The organism is Planomonospora sp. ID82291 (assembly GCF_015711645.1).
Taxonomy (GTDB): domain Bacteria; phylum Actinomycetota; class Actinomycetes; order Streptosporangiales; family Streptosporangiaceae; genus Planomonospora.
On record NZ_JABTEX010000008.1, the window covers coordinates 76793 to 97710 of the forward strand.

General features: G+C 69.2%; 25 protein-coding genes. 16 read left to right on the forward strand and 9 right to left on the reverse strand.

Features of this window, described 5'->3' with window-relative positions; translation table 11 throughout:
- Positions 1 to 222 precede the first annotated feature (222 nt).
- Together HS045_RS31830 and HS045_RS31835 are read left to right on the forward strand one after the other, a co-directional pair.
- The gene (locus tag HS045_RS31830) at positions 223 to 2016 is read left to right on the forward strand and encodes a hypothetical protein (RefSeq protein ID WP_196455324.1); all 1794 of its coding nucleotides are present in this window, start codon (positions 223 to 225) and stop codon (positions 2014 to 2016) included.
- Between the two features lie 198 nt (positions 2017 to 2214).
- Positions 2215 to 2616, forward strand: coding sequence for a DUF3307 domain-containing protein (locus HS045_RS31835; protein ID WP_196455325.1), 402 nt, complete (start codon positions 2215 to 2217; stop codon positions 2614 to 2616).
- Positions 2617 to 2735: 119 nt separating this feature from the next.
- Here the strand turns inward: HS045_RS31835 and HS045_RS31840 are convergent, their stop codons facing one another.
- Together HS045_RS31840 and HS045_RS31845 are read right to left on the reverse strand one after the other, a co-directional pair.
- Positions 2736 to 3449 carry a DUF4352 domain-containing protein gene (locus tag HS045_RS31840; RefSeq protein ID WP_196455326.1) on the reverse strand — a complete coding sequence of 238 codons (714 nt, stop codon included), beginning with the start codon at positions 3447 to 3449 and terminating at the stop codon, positions 2736 to 2738.
- Between the two features lie 171 nt (positions 3450 to 3620).
- Complete coding sequence (locus HS045_RS31845; protein WP_196455327.1) at positions 3621 to 4241, reverse strand: helix-turn-helix domain-containing protein; 621 nt, start codon at positions 4239 to 4241, stop codon at positions 3621 to 3623.
- 129 nt (positions 4242 to 4370) lie between these two features.
- Here HS045_RS31845 and HS045_RS31850 point away from each other — a divergent pair, with 129 nt between their 5' ends.
- From HS045_RS31850 to HS045_RS31860, 3 genes are read left to right on the forward strand one after another with little or no spacing between them, the layout of a single operon-like run.
- Entirely contained in the window at positions 4371 to 4934 is a 564-nt protein-coding gene (locus tag HS045_RS31850; protein ID WP_196455328.1) for a hypothetical protein, read from the forward strand.
- Positions 4935 to 4992: 58 nt separating this feature from the next.
- On the forward strand, positions 4993 to 5259 hold the full coding sequence (locus HS045_RS31855; protein ID WP_196455329.1) for a hypothetical protein: 267 nt from the start codon (positions 4993 to 4995) through the stop codon (positions 5257 to 5259).
- Positions 5260 to 5275: 16 nt separating this feature from the next.
- Positions 5276 to 5698 (forward strand): hypothetical protein, encoded by a 423-nt coding sequence (locus HS045_RS31860; RefSeq protein WP_196455330.1) that lies wholly within the window; start codon positions 5276 to 5278, stop codon positions 5696 to 5698.
- A 75-nt stretch (positions 5699 to 5773) separates the two neighbouring features.
- Here the strand turns inward: HS045_RS31860 and HS045_RS31865 are convergent, their stop codons facing one another.
- The gene (locus tag HS045_RS31865; protein WP_196455331.1) at positions 5774 to 6490 is read right to left on the reverse strand and encodes a hypothetical protein; all 717 of its coding nucleotides are present in this window, start codon (positions 6488 to 6490) and stop codon (positions 5774 to 5776) included.
- A 538-nt stretch (positions 6491 to 7028) separates the two neighbouring features.
- Between HS045_RS31865 and HS045_RS31870 the strand changes: the two genes are divergently transcribed.
- From HS045_RS31870 to HS045_RS31880, 3 genes are all read left to right on the forward strand, one after another.
- Positions 7029 to 7817 carry a hypothetical protein gene (locus tag HS045_RS31870; protein ID WP_196455332.1) on the forward strand — a complete coding sequence of 263 codons (789 nt, stop codon included), beginning with the start codon at positions 7029 to 7031 and terminating at the stop codon, positions 7815 to 7817.
- A gap of 229 nt (positions 7818 to 8046) precedes the next feature.
- Entirely contained in the window at positions 8047 to 9555 is a 1509-nt protein-coding gene (locus HS045_RS31875; RefSeq protein ID WP_196455333.1) for a hypothetical protein, read from the forward strand.
- Complete coding sequence (locus tag HS045_RS31880; protein ID WP_196455334.1) at positions 9552 to 10472, forward strand: ParA family protein; 921 nt, start codon at positions 9552 to 9554, stop codon at positions 10470 to 10472. Before HS045_RS31875 ends, HS045_RS31880 begins: the two co-directional genes overlap by 4 nt.
- A 172-nt stretch (positions 10473 to 10644) precedes the next feature.
- Here HS045_RS31880 and HS045_RS31885 read toward each other — a convergent pair whose 3' ends face one another.
- The 3 genes from HS045_RS31885 to HS045_RS31895 form a co-directional block, all read right to left on the reverse strand.
- Positions 10645 to 10992: a hypothetical protein gene (locus HS045_RS31885; protein ID WP_196455335.1), complete on the reverse strand. Its 348-nt coding sequence runs from the start codon at positions 10990 to 10992 to the stop codon at positions 10645 to 10647.
- Positions 10980 to 11597, reverse strand: coding sequence for a hypothetical protein (locus tag HS045_RS31890; RefSeq protein WP_196455336.1), 618 nt, complete (start codon positions 11595 to 11597; stop codon positions 10980 to 10982). The genes HS045_RS31885 and HS045_RS31890 overlap by 13 nt, the downstream gene beginning before the upstream one ends.
- A 239-nt stretch (positions 11598 to 11836) precedes the next feature.
- Complete coding sequence (locus HS045_RS31895) at positions 11837 to 12127, reverse strand: hypothetical protein (RefSeq protein WP_196455337.1); 291 nt, start codon at positions 12125 to 12127, stop codon at positions 11837 to 11839.
- Between the two features lie 351 nt (positions 12128 to 12478).
- Between HS045_RS31895 and HS045_RS31900 the strand changes: the two genes are divergently transcribed.
- The 8 genes from HS045_RS31900 to HS045_RS31935 all read left to right on the forward strand — a co-directional run bounded on the left by HS045_RS31900 (position 12479) and on the right by HS045_RS31935 (position 18353).
- A complete protein-coding gene (locus HS045_RS31900; protein WP_307827819.1) occupies positions 12479 to 13330 on the forward strand; it encodes a DNA adenine methylase in 852 nt (283 codons plus the stop codon).
- A 237-nt stretch (positions 13331 to 13567) separates the two neighbouring features.
- Positions 13568 to 14755, forward strand: coding sequence for an RNA ligase (locus HS045_RS31905; protein ID WP_196455338.1), 1188 nt, complete (start codon positions 13568 to 13570; stop codon positions 14753 to 14755).
- Positions 14755 to 15447 carry a DNA polymerase beta superfamily protein gene (locus HS045_RS31910; RefSeq protein ID WP_196455339.1) on the forward strand — a complete coding sequence of 231 codons (693 nt, stop codon included), beginning with the start codon at positions 14755 to 14757 and terminating at the stop codon, positions 15445 to 15447. The genes HS045_RS31905 and HS045_RS31910 overlap by 1 nt, the downstream gene beginning before the upstream one ends.
- A gap of 3 nt (positions 15448 to 15450) precedes the next feature.
- On the forward strand, positions 15451 to 16356 hold the full coding sequence (locus HS045_RS31915; protein WP_196455340.1) for an AAA family ATPase: 906 nt from the start codon (positions 15451 to 15453) through the stop codon (positions 16354 to 16356).
- A gap of 245 nt (positions 16357 to 16601) precedes the next feature.
- Positions 16602 to 16937 carry a hypothetical protein gene (locus HS045_RS31920; protein WP_196455341.1) on the forward strand — a complete coding sequence of 112 codons (336 nt, stop codon included), beginning with the start codon at positions 16602 to 16604 and terminating at the stop codon, positions 16935 to 16937.
- Positions 16934 to 17290, forward strand: coding sequence for a hypothetical protein (locus HS045_RS31925; RefSeq protein ID WP_196455342.1), 357 nt, complete (start codon positions 16934 to 16936; stop codon positions 17288 to 17290). The genes HS045_RS31920 and HS045_RS31925 overlap by 4 nt, the downstream gene beginning before the upstream one ends.
- A 229-nt stretch (positions 17291 to 17519) precedes the next feature.
- Positions 17520 to 17864 carry a hypothetical protein gene (locus tag HS045_RS31930; protein WP_196455343.1) on the forward strand — a complete coding sequence of 115 codons (345 nt, stop codon included), beginning with the start codon at positions 17520 to 17522 and terminating at the stop codon, positions 17862 to 17864.
- Positions 17865 to 17933: 69 nt separating this feature from the next.
- Positions 17934 to 18353: a hypothetical protein gene (locus HS045_RS31935; RefSeq protein ID WP_196455344.1), complete on the forward strand. Its 420-nt coding sequence runs from the start codon at positions 17934 to 17936 to the stop codon at positions 18351 to 18353.
- Between the two features lie 42 nt (positions 18354 to 18395).
- On the opposite strand, the gene HS045_RS36335 is transcribed toward HS045_RS31935, so the two are convergent.
- The 3 genes from HS045_RS36335 to HS045_RS31950 form a co-directional block, all read right to left on the reverse strand.
- Positions 18396 to 19676, reverse strand: a complete 1281-nt coding sequence (locus HS045_RS36335; RefSeq protein ID WP_196455345.1) for a helix-turn-helix domain-containing protein — start codon at positions 19674 to 19676, stop codon at positions 18396 to 18398.
- 83 nt (positions 19677 to 19759) lie between these two features.
- Positions 19760 to 19972 carry a hypothetical protein gene (locus HS045_RS31945; protein ID WP_196455346.1) on the reverse strand — a complete coding sequence of 71 codons (213 nt, stop codon included), beginning with the start codon at positions 19970 to 19972 and terminating at the stop codon, positions 19760 to 19762.
- Between the two features lie 46 nt (positions 19973 to 20018).
- Entirely contained in the window at positions 20019 to 20723 is a 705-nt protein-coding gene (locus HS045_RS31950) for a hypothetical protein (RefSeq protein ID WP_196455347.1), read from the reverse strand.
- Positions 20724 to 20918: the final 195 nt, after the last annotated feature.

Below are 20918 nucleotides of genomic sequence, written 5' to 3' on the forward strand. Positions count from 1 at the left end.
CGTGCCGCCGACCCGTCGGGGCGACGCATCCGATCTGCCACCCCGGCAGATCCCCCCGACACATCCAAAGACCATTTGACCTGCGTAAACAACCGGATCCGACGGATCGGCGGATCGGTGCCGCCTTGCCGTAAACGCCCATTGAACCCCTTTACGCGGCCCTCCCCTGCGACCCGCCTACCCGCCGCCCACGACCGCGTGCCGTACTGAAAGTGACCTGCTGTGACTGACGATCTGCCGTTCCTGCCTGCTGCTGATCAGGTGCCGTTTCCGTGGCTGCTCGGCATCGCCGCCACCAGCGCGCTCCTTGCCGTGCTCGTACTGCTGTGGCGGGTAGGGGAGCGGCGCGCCTACCGGCGCGCCCACGCCCGCCTGGTCGCCGAGTGGGACGCCGGACGCGGCCCCCGCGGCACCATGACGTGGTCGCCGTGGCGGCGCCGGTTCATCCCCTCAGAGGTGAACGCCGATCCGGGCCCGCTGCACCCCGCCTCCGATGCCGCACCCGCGACCAGCGGTGACTCCACGCCCAGCCGGTGGGCGGCAGCGAAGACCGCCGCGATCAAGACCGCCCCCGGTCTCCTGCTGGTGTACTTCCTCGCAGTCATCGCGGGCCTGTCCGCGACCGGCCTGACCGGGTTCGGCGCCGACAACATGGGGCTCACCGGGCCGTGGCCGTACCTGCTGTTCTTCGCCCTGGACGGCGCAGCCGCCCTGTGCGCGGTGTTGCAGACGCGGCGGGTGGCCCGTAACGAGGCCGCCGGCGGGCCGCGCCTGGCGGTGTGGGGCCTGATCCTGGCGTCGGCGTACTTCAACGCCACCCACGCCCCAGACAAGCCGGGCGCGGCCGCGGCGTACGCGCTGCTGCCGATCGTCGGCGCGGTGCTGTTCGAGTTCGTGCTGGCCGAGACTCGGCGCGGCAAGCACGCCCGCCCCGACCGCAAGCTGGACTGGTCGCGGTGGCTGCACCCCGTCGAGCGCATCCGCGTCGAGCTGATACTCGCCACCGACGAGCAGCTCACCGCAGCGGCGGCGACCCTGCGTGTGCGTGTCCTGGCTGCCGCCCGTCACCTGTACGCCCTGCACCAGGCGCTGGTGCGGCTGGAGCAGGCCACCGGCCGGTGGGCGGAAAGGAACCGGCGCAAAGCGGCCATCGCCGCTGAGCGCAAAGCGCAGGCGGCGCTCATCCACGCCGGCGTCACCGACCCCGACGTCATGGTGGCCGTGGTCCGCGAGATGCAGGTGCTGACACAGGCGCGTCGGCTCGCGACGCTCGACTACACCAACCCGAGCGAAGCCGCGCTGTTCGTCGCCAACCTGATGGTGGCGCCGTCGGAGGAGGCGCTGGCAGCGCTGCGCCGGCCGCTACCGACGCTGGTTCCCGCCGCCGACCCAGCGCTGCGAGCGGAAGCGACGGGCGCTGGGAGCGCGGGTGAGGTACCGCTCGCAGCGCCCGGTACGCCCGCTGGAAGCACGCTTCCAGCGCCGCATGCCCCGCTGGGAGCAGGCGCTGGCAGCGGCGGTCAGGTACCGCCCGCTGGCTCCGCTTCGGCGCCGGCGCCGGTTCCCAGCGGCGCTGCGAGCGGCGGCGGTTCCAGCGCGAGCACCGCTGGCAGCGGTTCGTCAGCAGGCGCTGGCAAGAGCGCTGGGAGCGACGAATTGCCTCGTGGAAGGCTCGCCAAGCAGAAGGCAGCGCGTGCTGCGTGGGAGGCGGCGATCACCGCTGGCGGGCCGCTGCTGACCACCGCTGATCTCATGGAGGTGTCGGGTGCCGCGCCGTCCACAGCGCGGAACTGGCGTGCCGCCTGGATCAAGGAGCCGGAGGCCGCAGCGCTGGATGTCGGCGCCGCCGACGTGCCGGAGGAGACACCGGAAGAGTTCGCAGCGCGCACTCTCAACGCTGGTGATGCGGAAACGGGCGCTGCCAACGGCGCCCCCAGCGCTCCTTCCAGCGCTGACGCGATGAGCGCTGTCAGCGCCGCATCCGATGACAGCGATCGCGAACCAGCGCTCGTGTGACCCGTGTCGAGGCCGCCGGTGAGCGGCCCCGACACGTGCTCCTCATCCGTCGTCTGTACCCGCCGACCCGTCGAGACTGACCCGCCGACCCGTCCACCACCCGCCGACCCAGGGCACGGAGCCGATCCCTCTGCCGCTTGCCTTCCCTTACCACCCCGTCTCCGAGCGCCACCTCAACCCCACACTCTGGAGTTCTCTGTGACCGACCTCGTCTTCTACGGTTTCCTCGCGCACATGATCGGCGACTACATCTTCCAGTCCGACTGGATGGCCTCCCACAAGACCGAACGGTGGTGGCCCGCCATCGCCCACGGCGCGACCTACATGGTCCCTTTCCTCGTCCTCACCCGCTCCCCTGAGGCTTTGCTCGTGATCGGAGGCACACACATCGTGCTGGATCACTACCGGGCCGCCAAGTACGTGATCTGGTTGAAGAACCAGCTCGGCCCCGCTGCCTCGCGCCCCACGTGGAAGGAGGCGGCCAGCAACCACGGGTTTCCCGCCTCGGTGCCCGGCGGCCTGGCGTTCGCGATGCTGATCGTTGTGGACAACACCATTCACCTCCTCATCAACACCGCCGCGCTGACCTGGCTGGTCTGATCTTCTTCTTCGCTGGGCAACCACCCCGGTCCCAGCAGAAACGTTTCGGGCTTCCGTCAGGGCGTTTTCTCGCTCTGCGGATGGTTTCGCTAGCGAAACCATCCGCCGCCCCGGCCCGATTACAACTGGACGAGGTACCCGGGCTGGACGCCGTTGAGGTTCTCGATCGCGGTACCCGAGGTGACCCACATGCTGGTTGGAGTGGCCCCAACGGGAATCTGGAAGATGCCAGCTGCAGGGCCCTTGCTGCCCGGGTTGAGGCCGAACGCCGGCCCGCGTTCGCCCTTGCTGGCCCAGTACTGCTGATAGTCGTTCACGTGATGGGTGTCTTCTTGGGTCTGGGAGTAGCGGACGGCATCGACGTTGAGGGTCACGGTGTCATTGGTGTCCCAGATGGTCTCGCTGTTGCCGGTGTTCATTACCTCGATGACGACCACGCAGTACTGCTTGCCGCCTTCGGGGGTCGGCGTGGGCGTGGGTTCGCCAATGGATTCGGCGGCCGCGGCGATGATGCGCTGGTCCAGAGGTTTGCCGCAGGTGACGCTGTTGACGGTGAGCTGAAGCTTCGCCGGTTCGGGGTTGTCTGTGTAGGTGATGGTGAGCGTGAACGGCTCACCCTTGCTCGGCTTGCCGAGCACTTCCGCCCCCGGCGGAACGCCCGCGATGAGGCTGGGGGTAGGGCTGGGGCTTGGGCTGACTGCGGTCGGGGAGGCTCTGCTTGGATCGGCGGGAGCGGCACCGGGTTCACCGCTCGGTTCGCTACCGCAGGCCGTCAGCGCCACCAGCGCGCTGGTCGCAACCGCGGCCAGGAACCCGCTTCCACGGATGCTCATACCAAGACCCTACGAACGAGGACGTATCCGGCTCGCCCTGACAGCCACACGGCCCTTCACAGAGTAGGTCTGCAATCCGCACGCAACTGTCCCGGTAGGTCCAGAACGCTCAAAACCTGGGCCGGGTGGTTTCGCTGGCGAAACCACCCGGCCCAGGGACGCGGCCGTCCTTCATGCGGCCCGGCGGTGCGGCCGGGTCGGGACCTGAACGCCTTCCTTCTCCAATGCGGTCTTGACCCGCTTGGCGCTGCATCCCAACTGGCGTGCCACGGCCCTCAACGACCCATGCCGCTTCAGCATCTCGGCCAGCACTTGCGTCTCCGGCAGAGGCTGGCGGATGTACCCGAGCTTGCGCATCTGCCGGCGCACGTGCCCCTCGGAGAAGCCTGTGAGCATCGCGACCGCAGCGGGCGGCCAGCCCTGGCTGCCGAGCTTGTCGATCGCCGACAGGTCCAGATGCTGGCGGCCGCCGGCCGGGCGTAGGTCGTAGCCGGCGTCAGCGACGATGTTGCGTACCGACTGCGAGGAGATGCCGTGGTCGGTGCAGATGTCGGCCATCGCCGCACCGTCGAGGTAGGCGTTCAGCACGCGCTCCCGCACATCAGCTGGGATACGCCGATCGGTAGACCCGCGGCCGCGCCGCGGGATGCCCGAGCGGATGAGCGCGCGGTGGACCGCGGTATGCGACCGGCCGACCCGGGCGGCGATCTGCCGCACCGTTAGCTGCTCAACGGCGTAGAGGCGGGCCACCAAGGCCGCGTCGATGCTTCGCGAGGAAGAGGTGCTGCTCACGGGCACGGACTCTGCATGATTTCCGAGCTTGCGTCGCGCCGATCTTCCCCGGCAGGTGCGTGGCTTGTCCGTGTGCAAGTGTGGCCGCGCACGAGAGGTAAGCACCGCCTCGGGCTACCGTGCATCGCCATGACCCGTACCCGCATCCGCGTCGACCTGGCCGCCCGCATCGCCGCCGGCCCCGCTCGCCGGGCGGTGGAGCGCGTCGCCGAAGACGTGGCTGCCGCCGCCCGCGACACCGCACCGCCCGCGAAAACCTGGCAGATCGCCCCCGGCGATAACCACCGTCCCGCGCACGCCGCTGCGCACGGGCAGACTGTTCCGGCGAACCTGCCGTTCCGCCTGCAGCGGCAGGTCTACGTCCGCAAGGGGCGCGGCCTCGACGGTAAGGCGATCAACTCGGCCGGCGGATGGAAAACCGCAGACGGCTGGGAGCTGGCGATGGAGCCCCGCGACCCGGGCTTGCCCGCCGACCAGGTCGCCGGCTGCGAGTGCACGTCGGTGGATCTGCCTGGCGCGATTGCCGGAGGAATCGCTGCCGGGCCCGTTCGCGTGTCAGCGACCCGCGTGTCAGCGACCGTGACCGCGCGCTTCGCCCGCATCGCCGAGTCCGAGTACGCCGAGCAGGGAGGCGGCTGGCTGACCGAGGCCGCTCTCCGGGCCGCCACCCGGTCCCGGGCGGCGCGACGTTAACCCGTCTCCGGGCCACCATGACCGGCGTACACCGACCAACCGCGCAGGAGGCAGCCGCATGTCCGACCATCTCGTGAAGCTCATCCTGGCGAACCCGCTGCGTTCCCTGGACGCCGAGAACCTTGGCCTGCCCATTCGCAGCTACGCCGTCAGAGAGGAGGTCATCCTCCCCCACGGCCAGGCCATGCGGCTGGTGGCCGCCGGGTTCGTCCAGGGCGCCAACCCGCAAAAGCCTGAAACCGTCACCGCCGCGCTGACTCGCATCGAGGCGTCCGCCCCGGCTGGTGAGGCCAAGCCCGCTCGAGCCTCTTCCGCTGGCAAGTAAGGCCGGAACTATCACCGTGACCAGTATTGCCGACGCCGACCCGATCCCGGCCGCCATCGCCCGCCTGTCCGCCGACCCGGCGCTCACAGCGGCACTCGGCGGGCCGGGGCGGGTCGGTGCCGACCATGTACCGCCGTACCCGCGGTTGCGGGTACGGCCGGCAGCGGGTGGCTTCGACGATCTGCGCACCCACCGCGTGGGGGTGGCGTTGCGCCTGGAGGCCCTCGACAGCGTCAAGACACCCGTGGGGGAGGAGCGACTGCGCCGCATCCTCTACCTCGCGCTGGCGCGCCTGACGGCACTTCCCGAAATGCCGACGGCACCTGGCGAACCGATCATCACCGACGTCAGCTCCAACGGGGGAGGCGGCCCCGTTCCTGAAGCTGATGGTCGCAGCCGGTGGGTGAGCACTGTGCAGATCGCCGCCCATCCGGGCTGAGCCCGCATGGTTTCGCTAGCGAAACCATGCCTCTTGCAGGCTGCGGCCGACCAGACAGTCGACGACGCGTCCACACTACCTTCGGAGGCGTCTCAGCTCATCGATCGCGCCGTACAGTTTGTTGATCTTCTCCTCCAGCATCCGCTCCACTGCGGGCAGACTCTCGGCCGCGAAGCTCAGGTGCTTGGCGCTGTCGCGAAATGACGCCCGGCTGTAGACCTCGGCCGCCCAGGCGAGCGAGCGCATGGAGGCGCTATCAGGAACTGCGGGAGCCTCCGCCATGATGGCGACGATCTGCTGTAGTTCGGCGACGGTCGCCGCGGTCAGCGTCCCCGTGTCGGCGAGCTGGTCGGCGATCTCCTGAAGTCTTTCGATCGGCGGGGTGAAGACGCTGGTGAGCAGTTCGGTGAGTTTCTCCTCGGTGATCGGGCCGAGGCCGGCCAACTGTGCGCCACTGGAACCTTCGTGTCTGCGTTTCCACTTGCGTAGCAGGTCCGGTGGGTAGAGTTCCTCACCGGCCTCCTCGTCGTCGACTTCAGCGTGGTGCGCAAGGCAGAACAGCAGGAGATTGGCGAAGGAATCACGGATCTTGCCGTCCATGCCCTCCCGATGGCGTGCTGCGCCACGCCTGACCCCGTAGATGTGAGAGATCTGTGCGTTCTTCCGGTAGACCCCTGGCCGGACTTCGATCACCACAGGGGTGGGGCAGCCCGGGAAGTAACACCTTCCGTTGCTCAACACCCACAGCGCTGCCTGAGTGGCGGGGTGGATCTTCTTGCGCTCATCGGTCACGCTGGCCCACCTTCACCGAGGGGAAGGCCAGCGGCTGGAGTGGCTCACTCACTGGCCCCTTTCCGGTGATGGTGACACGGACATCGCCAGGTGAACAGGTCGGCTCCACAGGGCCGCTGAGGTTTCGCTAGCGAAACCGTCCTCCTTGGATGCAGCGCTCTTCGACGTTCCAGGAAACGCTTCCGCGGATCGAAGGACTTCTGGTTTCGCTGGCGAAACCTCAGTGCGCGACCAGGACCGGCTGCACCTTTTGAGGCCGGTTTCCCTGTCTCCTGTTGCCGGTGCGGCGTTATCGTGAATGCCTGGCGTCTGGTCCGGCCGCCCGCCCCGAGCAGCTTCGGTTCGCTCACTCCGGGCGAAGCAGCCTTGACTCCACCGGGCTCCGGTATTCCCCGACGTGTCTGGGGGCGGGCTCGTCCGCTGCACGAGTGGCCAGCGCATCCACCAGGGTTCTTTTTCCTGGCGACATCCGTGGTTTCGCTAGCGAAACCACGGGTTCCTTCACCACACAAGATGATCTTTCAATATCCTATTGATCGTGCCACCGAAGAAACTACCGAAGGTTGATGTAGCCGCAGGTCAGAGGGCTGTTGAGCGGATCATTGAGCGCCGCCAGAAATGCGATGACCCCGACCTTGAGCGCCTGGAGGTCATCGGTGACGAGCAGCCCGTCGAGCTGCTGCGCTACGTCCTGAACCACCAGCGGGTCCCCGCCTGGGCTCTCGTCGAGGATGTCGTCGATGGTTTGTGGGTTCTGGGCTACGTCCGCCTCCACGTGCCCGCCATCCCTTCCGTACTCGACGATTTGGAGTACGACCTCGTCGCCATGGGCTACCGCCTGAAGGTCACCAATCTCGCCATGGCCTCCCCCCTGGGCTTGCGGACAGCTCAGGCTGTCGATGAGCGGCACAAGCGGGAGCGGGCGGCCCGCCTGGGTCTGCCGCGGCTGGCCAGCGCCGAACGCGACGCACGGCTGCGGCCCCGCCAGAAGCGGAAAAGCCCAGAGGCCGCGTGGTACGACCGGCATGCCGTGTCGCTATGGGACAGCGCCGAGCGGCTCACCCGCTACCGCAGGACGCATTCGCATCTGATCGATGAGGAGCTGGCCGAAGACCTCGCCCACCTGCAGCAGGACGTAGCGGCGGTCAACTGGCCGCTCGACGCGGCGAATTTCTCAACGATGCGCAGTATCGGTGCCCGCGTCCGGCTGCTGCTGCCTGAGCTCCAGCAGCCTCAGTACAGCGCCCTACGACAGGAACTGGGAGCGCTACTACCTCGGCTTTCGTCTCTGGCCACGGCTCACGGCACGGTCCTGGATGACGGGTAGACGTCTCGCGGGCCGTGCCCGTGCCCCTCCGCGATCGGCAAATAGTGGCCCCGGCGGTCCCATCACTGAGGGGATCTCCTGCCATCATCGTGTCTCAGATGACCAACCTTTCACGAAAGGCCCATGCGAATGCCATACCCGCCACACCGCGCGGGCACCACCAACCTCCTCCTCCATGGTTTCGCTAGCGAAACCATGGACCGCCGTGCATCTGAGGGGAGGAACACCCATGCCTCGCGCTGACTACAGGAAGAGCAAGAAGCCTTCGACGCCGACGCAGCAGCCTGCGGAGGCTTCGGCCGACGGTCAGAGCTCCGCTGCCCCGGCCGTACCGTCGCCGACTTTTGCCTCGGAGCGGCCCGCCGCCGGCGGGGGAGCGATCGGCATCCCCGCCCGAGGGCTGCGCACGGAAGGCTCCCGCTTCCGTGCGCCGCTGGCGACGATCGCGCCGAACCCGCGCAACGTCCGAGACGACGACGAGTGGGACGAGGAGGAGTTCGCCGACTTCGTCGGCAACCTCGACGAGGTGGGCGTCATCCAGGACGCTGTCGTCGTCAGCAAGGGCGCCTTCCTGGAGAAGTACCCGCAGTACGCCGACAAGCTGGCCGAGCACGGTCCCGAGGTGGAGTGGGTGCTGCTCGCTGGCGAGCGCCGCTACCGGGCGCACGTGAAGCTTCAGCGGTCGGACATGACGGTCGTGCTGCGCAACCAGCTGCTGGCGCAGGGCGACTTCGCGTTCATGTCCGAGAACGGCCGCCGTCGCGCCCTGAACCCGCTGCAGGAAGGGGAACTGTGCGCACGCATCCACCGTGAGGAAGGGCTCACGTTCGAGCAGATCGCCAGGAAGGGCGGCCTGCCTGGCGGTAAGGCCCGCGTGTCCAAGCTCATCCGCCTGTTCGATGACTTCCCCCACGGGGACGCACGTGAGGCGATCCGCAAGGGCCTCCTGCCTGCGGAGGCGGCCTACCATCTGTTGACCAAGCTGGCCGACCCGGTGCTGATCGAGCAGGGGTATGCGCTGATGGTCAGCGAAAGCCTGACCGCGCAGAAGGCGGTCCGGCGGCTGACGGGAGCCGTGGAGGAGCCGCCGCCCGCTCCGATCGCTGCGGAGCCTGCCAGGCACACCGGCAACGGCAGCGCCACGGCGGAAGCGTCTCAGCCCGGGGAGGTGAGCAGCGATCACGAGGGTGGACCGTCCGATGCGACTTCGGCCGGGGAACTTGGCGACGCCGTCGCGGCACTGCCCACCTCCCCCGCAGCGGACGCGACCGGCAACGGCAACGGCGCCTCCGCGGACGGGCAGGTTTCGCCAGCGAAACCACGCCAGTCCACCGCGCAGGCCGCAGCGCGCCTGACCACGCTCAGGAAACTGCTGGAGACGCGGGACTACACCACGCCTCACCCGATCACCGTCGGCCTGGCGACCGCGGTCATCACGGCAGCTTCCGCCCAGCAGCTTCAGATCGCGGCAACCGCCGCAGGAATCGACCCCGCCACAGCAGCCCCTGCCCGGCTCGCTGACGCTGACGCCGTCACGCTGGTTCGCCTGGGTGACGCCGCAGGGTTGGCGGGCGCCGAACTTCGCCTCCGCAGCCGCCCCCGGCAGGCGTGGGGCCACCACGAGGCCGTCTACCTCCGGCAGCTCACCGAAGCCGGGTACGGCCCGTCCGCCGATGAGACGGAGTTCCTCACCGAATCATCGTCGGCACTTCCGACCCCCACGGAGAGCACATCATGACTACACCACACCGAGGCCGCCGTTACCCCAAGGGACCGCTGGTCATCGCCGTCGCCAACGAGGGCGGCGGCACCCGCAAGACCACCGCGTCGGTCAACCTGGCGGTCGCGATGGCGGTCGCCGGCAAGAAGGTCGCCGTCATGGACTGCGACTCCACCATGAACGCCTCCTGCTACCTGGGATACGGCGTCACCGACAAGAAGAAGCATCCCGAGCGGGCCGAGGCGGTGCACGCCCGCCTGGCGCAGATGACGAGCATTCACCACGTGCTGCACGGGACCGCCACCCTGGCCGAGGCGATGGTTCCGGCGCGCACGCGGATCGCCTCTGAGGGAGACGGCGACGACTCCTTCAAGGTGATCGAAAACCTGTGGCTGGTGCTCGGCTCACGGGAGATCGCCTTCGCCTCCCACGACATCCGCGACTCGCGTTACCCGAAGGCCAATGACACGTGGGTGCGTCGCGCGATTGCCAGCCTGCCCGAAGGCATGCTGGATGTGCTGATCCTCGACTTCCGCGGCTCCTACGACACGTGGGAGACTACGCTGCTCGGCGGAGCGGACTTCGTGATCGGCGCGCTCAAGCCGGAAGCCAAGGACGACGACACTCTCACGACGTTGCGCAGCAACCTCGCGCACGCCCAGGAGGCGTATGAGTTCAGCGACGGCGCCGCCGACCTGCGGTACGTGCTCCTCAACGGCGTGTCCGGTAACCGGGGCAACTACTACATCGAGCAGGCCAGGGAGATCACCGAGTTCTACGGCAGCATGATGCTGCCGCCGATCGCCGAAGCGGTGTCCATCGGGGAGTCCTACAAGGCGCAGGAGCCGGTGTACTTCTGGCTCGGCCCTAACGAGAAGCCGACGAAGGAGTTCGACGCGGCGGCCCGCGCCATCAAGGAGGTCTGGGCGGCCTGATCCGCACGCGGGCAAAGGAAAGTGGGTCGGCGTGGTTTCGCCAGCGAAACCACGCCGACCCACTCGCGTGAGGCCCTCGTGGTTTCGCTGGCGAAACCACGCTGACCTACTCACGTAAGCCCTCCGTGGTTTCGCCAGCGAAACCACGAGGGCCAAGCCCTACGGTGTTTCGTCATCCATCCGCCGGGCCGTCTTCGGACGCTTCTACTCGCACGTAGTCGATGGCCGAATCGAACTGCGAGGCCCGCAGCGATGCTCTCGTCACTGTCCAGGTGCGCTGCTGGCCGCCTTCGACGACCTGGTCGCCGTAACCGATGGGCCACAGGCCAGGGTCGAGCGCCAGAACCCATGTGCCCGGGCCGGTTTCCAGGTCGCCGTCGATGTCGGGGTGGGAGACGATCCGGCCCGGCTTGGGCGCCGTCAGCGGTCCCAGCGTGCCGGCGGTCGGCGTGCCGTACCCGTCGACGCCTCGTGTGCGGCGCCGGACCCCCAGATTCCGGTCGGCGGCTAGGACAGCCATGCGGCACCGGTCTCGATCGGGTGAGGGGCGATGCCGGGTGCCTGGTAGACGACAGGCTTCACCCACTCATCCAGTGACGACAGCGTGGCCGGTGCGCCAGCGGCGTCCGCTGCGGCGGTGGCCTCCCAGACGACACCCTGGCCTTCCACGTTGACCGACGCCTGCAGACGGGCACCGGGAACGTTCTGCGCCAGGCGGCGTACCATCGGGTTGCCGGCCGCCGACCACTTCAGGAAGCGGGCCAGCGCCCGGCCGTAGCGGCGGTCGGCGGCCGGGTCCAGGCCCGCCCGGTAGGTGACGGTGTGGGTTCCGGCCGCGGTCGGCCCCCACACTGGGGCGGTCGCGCCGTTCTCCACCTGCACGGAGATGATCTCCAGGACGGGGCTGTTGTCGAGGAGCCAGCCGCCGTAGCCGTCGGCCAGGACGCCGCGCTGCGTGAAGGTTTCGGGGGTCGCAGGCCGCCCCAGGTGGACGGCCGCTTCGGCGTAGGCGTCCTCGAGGGCCTCTTCGATAGTGGCGCGGGCGGCGGCATCCAGAGGGAGCGGCAGCCCAGCGCGGGCGGCGACCTGCTCAGGGGTGACGAGCGCGGTGTCGCTGTCGGGCATCTGGGCGGCTCCCTTCTGTCGAACGGAACAGAACGGCTGTGGGCGGGCGGGTGCGCCTCACGGGGCGCGTGCACGCAGGGTCCCCACCAAGCGCGCGGCACACATCCCGTGGGACGCACCGGCCCGCCCACAGCCGGGTGTTCGCGGCCTGCCGTCTCCGTGACCGCCGTCGGATGCTCGCCCCCCACGTAGAGCACCCGGCGGCGGCCGAGCCCAGGAGCTCGGCAGGCCGCGAAGTCTTAGGTCGCCGCCTGCACGGCGCGGGCCTTCGTCAGGTCGTCGGTGATCTTCTGCGCGGCGTGCCGGCCGATCCGCCGGCCCGCGGTGGCGAACAGCCGGTGGCTGGTGCGGACGGTGCCGGGCAGGTAGATGCAGGCCACGAGCGGCCGGGCGACGACGACGTAGGAGAAGTGCTCGCCCGGGTCGGCGAACAGCTCGGCGGGGTCGGCGGGCTCCATCTCCTGGCCCGGCTCGTTATCGCCCCACACCAGGTCGACGAACTCAGTGCCCGGGGTGGCGAGCTGGCGCACGTGCGGGCTATCGGCCCGCACCGGCGGCGCGGCGGGCGCAGCCGGGGGAGCGGAGGGCGTCAGCGGCGCGGCCGGGGTGTCCACCGTCGCAACCGGTACCGGATCTGCGGCGGGCGGTGTCAGCGGCGCGGCCGGCGTTTCGGCTTCGGGTGCGCCGGGCGCGGCGCTACCCGGCGCGTCGGCCGGCTGTTCGCTGGTCTTACGTGTGCGTGGAGCCACTGCTGCACCGTCCCCGGGTCGGTCCCCCTGTTGCCGACCAGACCTAAGCACACCTTTGTGCTTACGTCGCGGCGTGCTCTTGACCCCTCCCAGACACTCCGCGGCGCAGGCTGCGTGCCCGCTCGTTCCTTCGTGGCGCAGGCCGGTGATGCGATGAGGCCGCCCTTCTCCTACTACGGCGCCAAGGTCACGATCGCACGCGAGATCGTGCAGCGGCTCGCAGCGCATGATCACTACGTGGAGCCGTTCGCCGGGTCATTGGCGGTGTTGCTGGCCAAGCAGCCGAGCCGGATGGAGACGGTCAACGACCTCGACGGCGACCTGATGACGTTCTGGCGAGTGCTTCGGGACCAGCCTGCGGAACTGGCCGAAGTGTGCGCGCTGACCCCGCACGGGCGCGCCGAGCACGCCCAGGCCTACCGGCTGGGGGAGGCCGAAGGACTCACCGAGCTGGAACGGGCCCGCCGCGTGTGGGTGCTGCTGTCGCAGGGCCGGGCGGGGACGCTGCGGAAGACGGGGTGGCGGCACTACTGCGACCCGGCGGGGTCGAGTTCTTCCATGCCGGACTACTTGGCTGGCTACGTCGGCCGCATGCGGCCGGTAGCCGAGCGGCTGGCCCGGGTGAGTCTGGAATGCCGTCCGGCGCTGGAGGTGATCGACGCCTACGGCGGGCACAAGGGCGTGCTGCTGTATCTGGATCCGCCGTATCTGGGCAGCACCCGGGCGCGGAACTACAAGGTCGAGATGGCCGGCGAGGAGGAGCACCGGCAGCTCGCCGAGCGCCTGCAGGGGTGCAAGGCGATGGTGGTGCTGTCGGGGTATGACTCGCCGTTGTACCGCGAGCTGTACGGCGGCTGGCACCGCGCGGAGATTGCGTCGGCGACGGGGCAAAGCACCGGCTATCACGCGCGCACCGAGGTCTTGTGGTCTAACCGGCCTTTTCCTGTGAGCACGCCGACGCTGTTCGAGGCGATGAGCGCGTGAAGGGCTGCCGTGCCCGCACGGGAAGAGCGCATCCGCCAGGCCGCTCGGGATGAAGATTCGACACTCTGATAACTATCTTGTACTTTATTAATCAAGCTATCGGGAATTCGGTGGTTGGTTCTGCTTTCCGCCCGCCTCGTCCTCCCCGAGGCGTGCGCGGCACCGGCCGCGATGCCTGAGCACTCCCCGTCCACGCACGGGAGCCACGCGGCTCCCCTCCCTCTGAAGGCGCCTCCCATGAGTTCCACCCTCACTGATCTGCACCTGACCGACCTGTTCGACATGGGCGATCTCACGCGCGCCGTCGACGACGGCTTCGTCCGCCGCCAGCACCACCCCGACCCCGCGCTGGGGCTGACGATCTGGAACTACACCGACGTCACGCAGTACCAGCGCCACTGGACGGACGTGACGCTCACCTGCCGCGGTCTGATCACCGACGCCTCCGGCCGCGTCGTGGCCCGCCCTTACGCCAAGTTCTTCAACTACGGCGAAGCCCGGGGTCTGGTGATCCACCTGGACGCGCCCGCGCTCGTCACCGACAAGCTCGACGGCAGTCTCGGCATCCTCTACCCCGACGGCGACGGCTACGCGATCGCCACGCGCGGCTCTTTCGCTAGCGAGCAGGCTCGGCACGCCACCCGCGTGTGGCGTGAGCGCTACGCCCACCGGTTCGCTCCCGCGCCCGGCATCACCTACCTGTTCGAGATCATCTACCCGGGCAACCGCATCGTCGTCGACTACAACGGTCTCGACGACCTGGTGCTGCTCGGCGGCGTCGAGATCGCTACCGGCACCCCGATCGACGCCGAGACCATCGACTGGCCCGGCCCGAAGGTCACGACGTTCGCGTATGCGACGCTGCGCGAGGCGCTGAGCGCGCCCCCCAGGCCTGGCGCTGAGGGGTTCGTGGTGCGGCTGCCCGACGCCGACCATGTCACCGTGAAGATCAAGCAGGCCGACTACATCGCCCTGCACCGGATCCTCACGCAGGTGACGGCGCGCACCGTGTGGGAGTTCTGCGCCGTCTCCGCTTGCAAGCACCTGATCGACCGGCCCAAGTGGTGGGGGTCGCTGCTGGGAATGGACCCGGCGCGCGCCGAGCAGATCCTCGACCTCGGCCCCGACTGGCTGGCCACCCTCGTCGACGGCGTTCCCGACGAGTTCCACGCCTGGCTGCGCTCCACCATCGACGGGCTGCACGCCCGCGTGCAGGAGCTGCTCGCAGAGCTGACCGAACTCGCCGAGCTCGCCCGCTTCGTCTACGGCAGTGACCGCAAAGCGATGGCTGCCGAGCTGCTCACCCACGAGCACTGCGGAGCGATCTTCCATCTGCTCGACGGCAAGGACCTCACCACCTACTTCTGGCGGCACGTCTACCCCGAGCCGGGCGCGCCGTGGGTTTCCGGCAGCGAGGACGCCTGATGGCGGCCGCGCCTCACACGCTGCTGCTGGGCGTCGTCGGCTCGACCGCCTACGGCCTCACCCGGCCCGGCTCCGACATCGACCGGCTCGGCGTGTTCGCTGCGCCCACGATCGACCTGGTCGGCCTGGAGCGGCCTACCGAGTCGGTGGTGACGACCGCACCCGACCGGACGCTGCACGAGGCGGCCAAGGCGGTACGGCTGCTGCTGTCGGGCAACCCGACGGCGACGGAGATCCTGTGGCTGCCCGATGACCTGTATGAGGTGCGGACCCGGCTGGGCGAGGACCTGATTGCGATCCGCTCGGCGTTCCTGTGCGCGCCGCGCGTGCGATCGGCCTACCTCGGTTACGCCGTCCAGCAGTTCCAGCGCCTCAGCGACCGCGGCGACGGGTCCTTCTCATCCGACACCTGTCGGCGCACCGCCAAGCACGCCCGCCACCTGGCGCGTCTGCTGCACCAGGGCTTGGAGCTGTACCGAAGCGGTCACCTGCAGGTGCGGGTGGCCGACCCGCAGGCGCTGCACGACTTCGGCGACCAGGTCGCCGACGGCGACGTGGATGCAGCGCGTGAGCTGCTGGCGCGCACCGAGGCGGCGTTCGACGCCGCCCGTTCCCCTCTACCTGACCAGCCTGACCGGGCCGCCGCTGAGGCGTGGCTGCGGTCGGTGCGCATCGCCCACTGGGAGGCATAGATCATGTCCACGCTCACCATCACCCGCGGCTTGTCGGCGTCGGGGAAGACGACCTGGGCCAAGGAGTGGGTCGCTCAGGACCCCGGGCTGCGGGCCCGCGTCAACCGCGACACCCTGCGCCTGATGATCCACGACGGGACCTTCATCAAGGGTGTGACCGAACAGCAGATCATCGCCGCCCGCGACGCCACCATCACCGTGCTGCTGAAGCAGGGCGCCGACGTGGTGTGCGACGACACCAACCTGTCGCAGCGCACCGCCCGCGACCTGGCCCGCCTGGCGGCTCGCGCGGGTGCCGGCTTCGACGTGCACGACCTGACCCACGTACCGCTGCAGGAGTGCCTGCGCCGCGACGCGCTGCGCTCGAACCCGGTCGGCGAGCAGGTGATCCGCGACCAGCACCGGCGGTTCCTCGCCGGGAAGACGCTGCCGCTTCCGTGGCCGGACGAGACGCAGGACGCGACGCTGGTGCGGCCCTACACGCCGCCTCCGGGCGGGCGGCGGGCGGTACTGGCCGACATGGACGGCACGCTCGCGCTGATGACGGGGCGCTCGCCGTACGACGCCTCGCGGGTGCACGAGGACGTGCCGAACGTGCCGGTCGTCGCGGCCGTGCGGGCCGCGTATGCGGCCGGCGCGGAGATCGTGGTCATGTCGGCGCGCAGCGACGTCTGCCGCCAGGCGACGGTCGCCTGGCTGGAGGAGCACCTGGGGGTGCCGTTTCAGGGGCCGTTCATGCGGCGTGAAGGTGACCGCCGCCCCGACGCCACGGTGAAGGCGGAGATGTTCGACGAGCACGTGCGTGATGTGTTCGACGTGCTGTACGTCCTTGATGACCGGGATCGCGTTGTGGCGGCGTGGCGGCGCATGGGGTTGACGGTTTTCCAGGTCGCCCCAGGTGACTTCTGACGGTTGGCGTCCCATCTACTCACAGTATTAACTGTGTTGCACTATAATAATGTTAATAAGGATCAATGATCTTCTTGTTCGGTTCACCGGAGAGGACCGCCATGCAGCCCAGCCCAGACCACCGGCCCTCCGTCGGGGATCCCTCCTCCCCTCCGGTGTAGCCCCAACCCCTTCCCCGCCCATGGGAGACGGCCCGCATCACGGGCCGTCTCCCGTCCTGTCACCAACGCGAAGGAAACACCTCCATGCCGGCCATCGCCGAGATCGTCGACCCGCCCGTCTTCAGGATGAACCCGTCCGCGCGCTCGAAGCGGCACCCCGCCCCGCCCACCACCGAGACCCGTGAGGCCCTCCTGGCGGGGGCGCGCGCCGCCTTCCAGGTGTGGGAGCACGCCGCCGAGCGATCCCGCCAGGCCGACGCGAACGGGAATGCCGACCGCGCCCAGCTAGCGCAGGCAGCGCTCGCGGCCCGCTACCAGCTCGACAAGGCGCTGGGCTTCCCGATCAGTGGCAAGCGCCGCCGCGAGGCGGTCGCGTCCGGCTGGGAGTCCGCCGCGCCGGCCGAAGAGGGCGACCGGTGACGCTCACCCAGGAGGTGCCCGCCTCGCCGGAAACGGGACCGGCCGGTGTGCTGCGGGCGGCCGCCACCCGAGCGCGCACCAGCGGCCCGACCGCCTTCCCCGACCCGCGCCTGGGCGAGATCCTCACGGCCATGCTGGCCAAGGCCGCCCACCGGTTCGACAACGAGGTCATCGTCGATGCGTCCGCGCGCGGTGAGCACGGCGGGCGCCTGGTCCACGATGACGGTTGCGGCGACCGGCTGGACGGGCCGGCGGGCAGTTGCGAGTGCTTCGACGACGCTTTCGCGGTGGCGCGTTTCCTGCTCGATCCCGGCGGCCGAGACGCGGCGGCCGAGACAGGCGAGGGTTCATAGGCGATCTACGCTGGTCTGCACTTGTCCTAGGATGACCAGTGCGGACCTCGGATGGGTCCGTCTCGGACACGACGAAGCCCCGCCCCTTCCCCGCAGGGAAGGCGACGGGGCTTCGTCGTGTCCGAGGGCCGTCCACTTGTCCACCTTATTAACTGTCTTGTATTATTTTATGTGTTGGCCGGAGAGATCCCCGGTTCGGGGTGACGCACCCCCACATGAAAGGCCCGCGATGATCACCATCACGCCACCGCTGCCCATCCGGGACCTGCCCGGCGCCCACCCCAACCTCAGCACCAGCCACGCACCCGGCTGTCTCGTCACCGTCGACCTGTTCTTCCACGTTGAACCCGTAGACGGCCACCAGGCCGCGACCGGACTCGTTCCATCCAGCCCCGTCCTCGGCAACGTGGGCGACCCCGAAAGCGAAATCAACGCCCTGATCTTGGCCTACGGCCACCGCCACACCTTCGTCGGGACGCTCGACCTCACCCAGGAGGGCGACATGCACGGCGACGACATCTACCGCGTGACCATCACCGACAACGGGCGAGCCGTCGGCGACTGGGTCCTCTGACCTACCTCCGCCCCGCCTCCGCACCTCACCGCGCGGGGGCGGCTCACCCACGAGCCGAACAGGAACCCCATGGGCGTGTACTACACCTTCGAGGGCTACTTCACCTTCGACATTCCGCTGCCCCTGTCGAAGATCCCCTCCGACAGCCCCCACCTGCCCACCCTCTACCCCGACGACACCCTCCTGTTCCCCGTCGACCTGCTGTTCGACCTGGAGACCGACCCCGACACCGGCGAGGTGACCGCCATCGCCCTGGTACCCGGCCACCGCGAACCCGTCAAGTTCCCCAACATCGCCACAGAGGTCCGCGCCCTACTCGACGCCTACGGGGCCGAGCACCCAATCAGCGGCAGCATCACCATGTGCGGCGACGAAGCCGGGGCGGTGACGACCGTGAGCGTGCTCGGCAGGGAAGTCATCGAAGAAGACGAGGAGGAAGAAGAGGAGGGCGAAGACGAGGAGGAGGAAGAGGACGACCTGGGGGAGTAGACGCCGCCGGCGGGGACCGCAAAGCCCCGCCGGCCGTGCGCCTCAGCTCGCCACCGCAGCCTCCGCCACCCCGGCCACCTGGGCACGCCACTGCTCCTGCCGCAGCACCTGCGACGCATACGCCGCCGTCGTGCCTTGATCACGCGCGATCGCTCCCAATGTCCAGCCCGCCGCCCGCAGCCGTACCATCCGCTGACGATCCAGTTGCCGCGCCTGCGGCCGCGGCCCCCGCGGGCGGCGCAACGCCCGCGTCGGGTCATCGCCTAGCTTCCGCACCACCCGCATCACCGTCCAGTACGACACGTGCAGCTCCCGCCGGATCCAGGAGATCGTCTTACCGGAGTTCCACGCCCGGGTGACAGCTCGTTCCGTCGCCAGGCTCACGAACTGCACCTGATGCGGCCGCTCCGGGTTCGGCACCATACCGCGCAGCCGCTTGGACACCGTCGCGTGACTGCACCCCATCTGCTCGGCGATCTTCTGGACGCTGAGGCCTTCGGCGCGCAGGCGCCGCACTCTGTCCATATCCAGCCGCACGCGCCGCGGTCCACCCACCCGCAACCGGACGCTGGTGTTCTCCAGCGCGGCACGCACCGCGTACCGCCCCACCTTGAAGTGGTCAGCGATCTGCGCGATCGTCGCCCCGCCCTCGTACATCGCCACGACCTCCCGTTCGGAGATGCGGCTGCGGTCCCGCCAGTCGGGGATGCCCTCCAGGTCGTTCGTCAGATGCCACACGTACTGCGGCGAGGTGCCCACCTCGGCGGCGATCTGCGGCAGCGTCCACCCCTGCAGGCGAAGCTCACGGGCCCGCTCCCGGTCGATGCGGTGGCGCCGCGACGCCGGGTCGATGCCTGCCGCGACCAGCACCTTGCGAATGGTTTCGGTGCTGGCGCCCACCTCGGTCGCGATCCGCTCCTGCGTCTGGCCGGCCTCCCACCCGGCCAGAATCGCCTCCCGTTTGGCGTCGCTGACCCGGGAAGCGCGCGGCGCCGTCATGGGCCGCATCTGCACACCGGCCGCCTTCAGATGCGTGTGCACGTACTGCCGCGAGTACCCGGTGTCGATGCTGATCTGCCGAAGCGTCTTCCCGGACCTGTACGACTCGGCCGCGGCCTCGACGTCGAACGGGCCGCGGTCGGCCGGCCGGGGTGGCATCGGGTCGACCGCGTTGCGAACCACGGTCACCGAGACGTTGAAGTGGCGGCTGATCGCCGCATACGTCCACCCCTTCGCCCGCAGCTTGATCGCCTTGGCAGGGCTCCACGCCGGGGACGGCTTGCCGGTCTTGGACTTGGTGTTCTGTGCCTTGGGGGTCGTCACGGCGGTGGACCGTACACGACTTCGACGTTAACGTCTTACGACGCTCTCACCTGCGAAAATGCCCCGCCGTGGCGGGGCATTCGTCAGGGGGCGGGCTCGCCGGGGCAGACACTTCCGTACGCTTCGGGGAACGGCCGCCGGCACTTGAGGCAGTAGGGGTCCCCGGCCACGGCGACCTCGGTTCCCGCGGGGATCTCCACACCGCCGGCCAGCATCTTCCTGGCCTCCTCACTGGACGCGAGCGGCAGTTCCGCGGGGACAACCCACGTGTGTTCTTCGGTGGTGGCGCTGGTCATGCCAGGACGCTACCAGCCGCGCCGTCCAGGAAGATCACCGGTGGCCTCACGTCAAGGCATCAGCGGCGCTCTGGGTGCCGCCCTGAAGGTGGCCGCGGATCATCTGTTCCAACGCCTTCAGGTTCGCGGCCAGGGCGGCCAGCTCATCGGCCTCGTCCAGGAGGACGTCGGGGTCGGCGGGCTCGTTGAAGTCGAGGTCGACCTCGTAGCCGCTTTCCATCTGCGCGGCCAGCGGGTATTCGCTCCCGTGGACCATGTCGGCGATGACGGCGCGCACCGTGTCGCGCTCCAGCGGCAGCACCAGGTCCTGCCAGCGCTCACGCACCCGCATGGCGAACTCCCACGCATCAGGCCACTCACCGTCTCGCGCCAGTTCCCACTCGTAGCGGAGACGCTTCTGGGCCGGACCCGACAGCGCCGCCCCCAGCTGTCCGAACTCGGGCATCTGCTCCACCAGGTCGTCTACCTGTTCCCGTGACATGTCGAACACGGTCGTGTCGCCGGCCTCGCGGGCCGCGGCCAGCAGCGGCGCGCGCTCGTGGAGCCACTGGGTGAACTTCTCCGGCTCGCAGCCCTCGCACGGGCAGACGAGCATGTCGTGATCGCCCATGCATCCCGCCGCCGACTCGGTGGCGTTCACCCCTCGGAGGCTTCCGTCGGAGCTGAGCCGCTGCAGTGCCTGCTGGTAGCTGAGGCCGTGCTCAGCGGCGTAGGCGCGGACGTGCTTCTTCTTCGCGGCGTCTTGAGTCACCGTGACGTCTCTTCCGGGGCTGTCGTCCCACGCACAAAGCAGCCCGCAGGTGGGGAACCGCAGTGAGCTGACGTCGCGATCCAGGGGGCCTTCGCTCGTCGGCGCATGCTCCCAGCGTGGGCGGGAGGGCTCAGAGCAGGCTTTGCGCTAGCCGTACCGGCACGCTACACCACGGCGCCGACATCCGGCACCGTC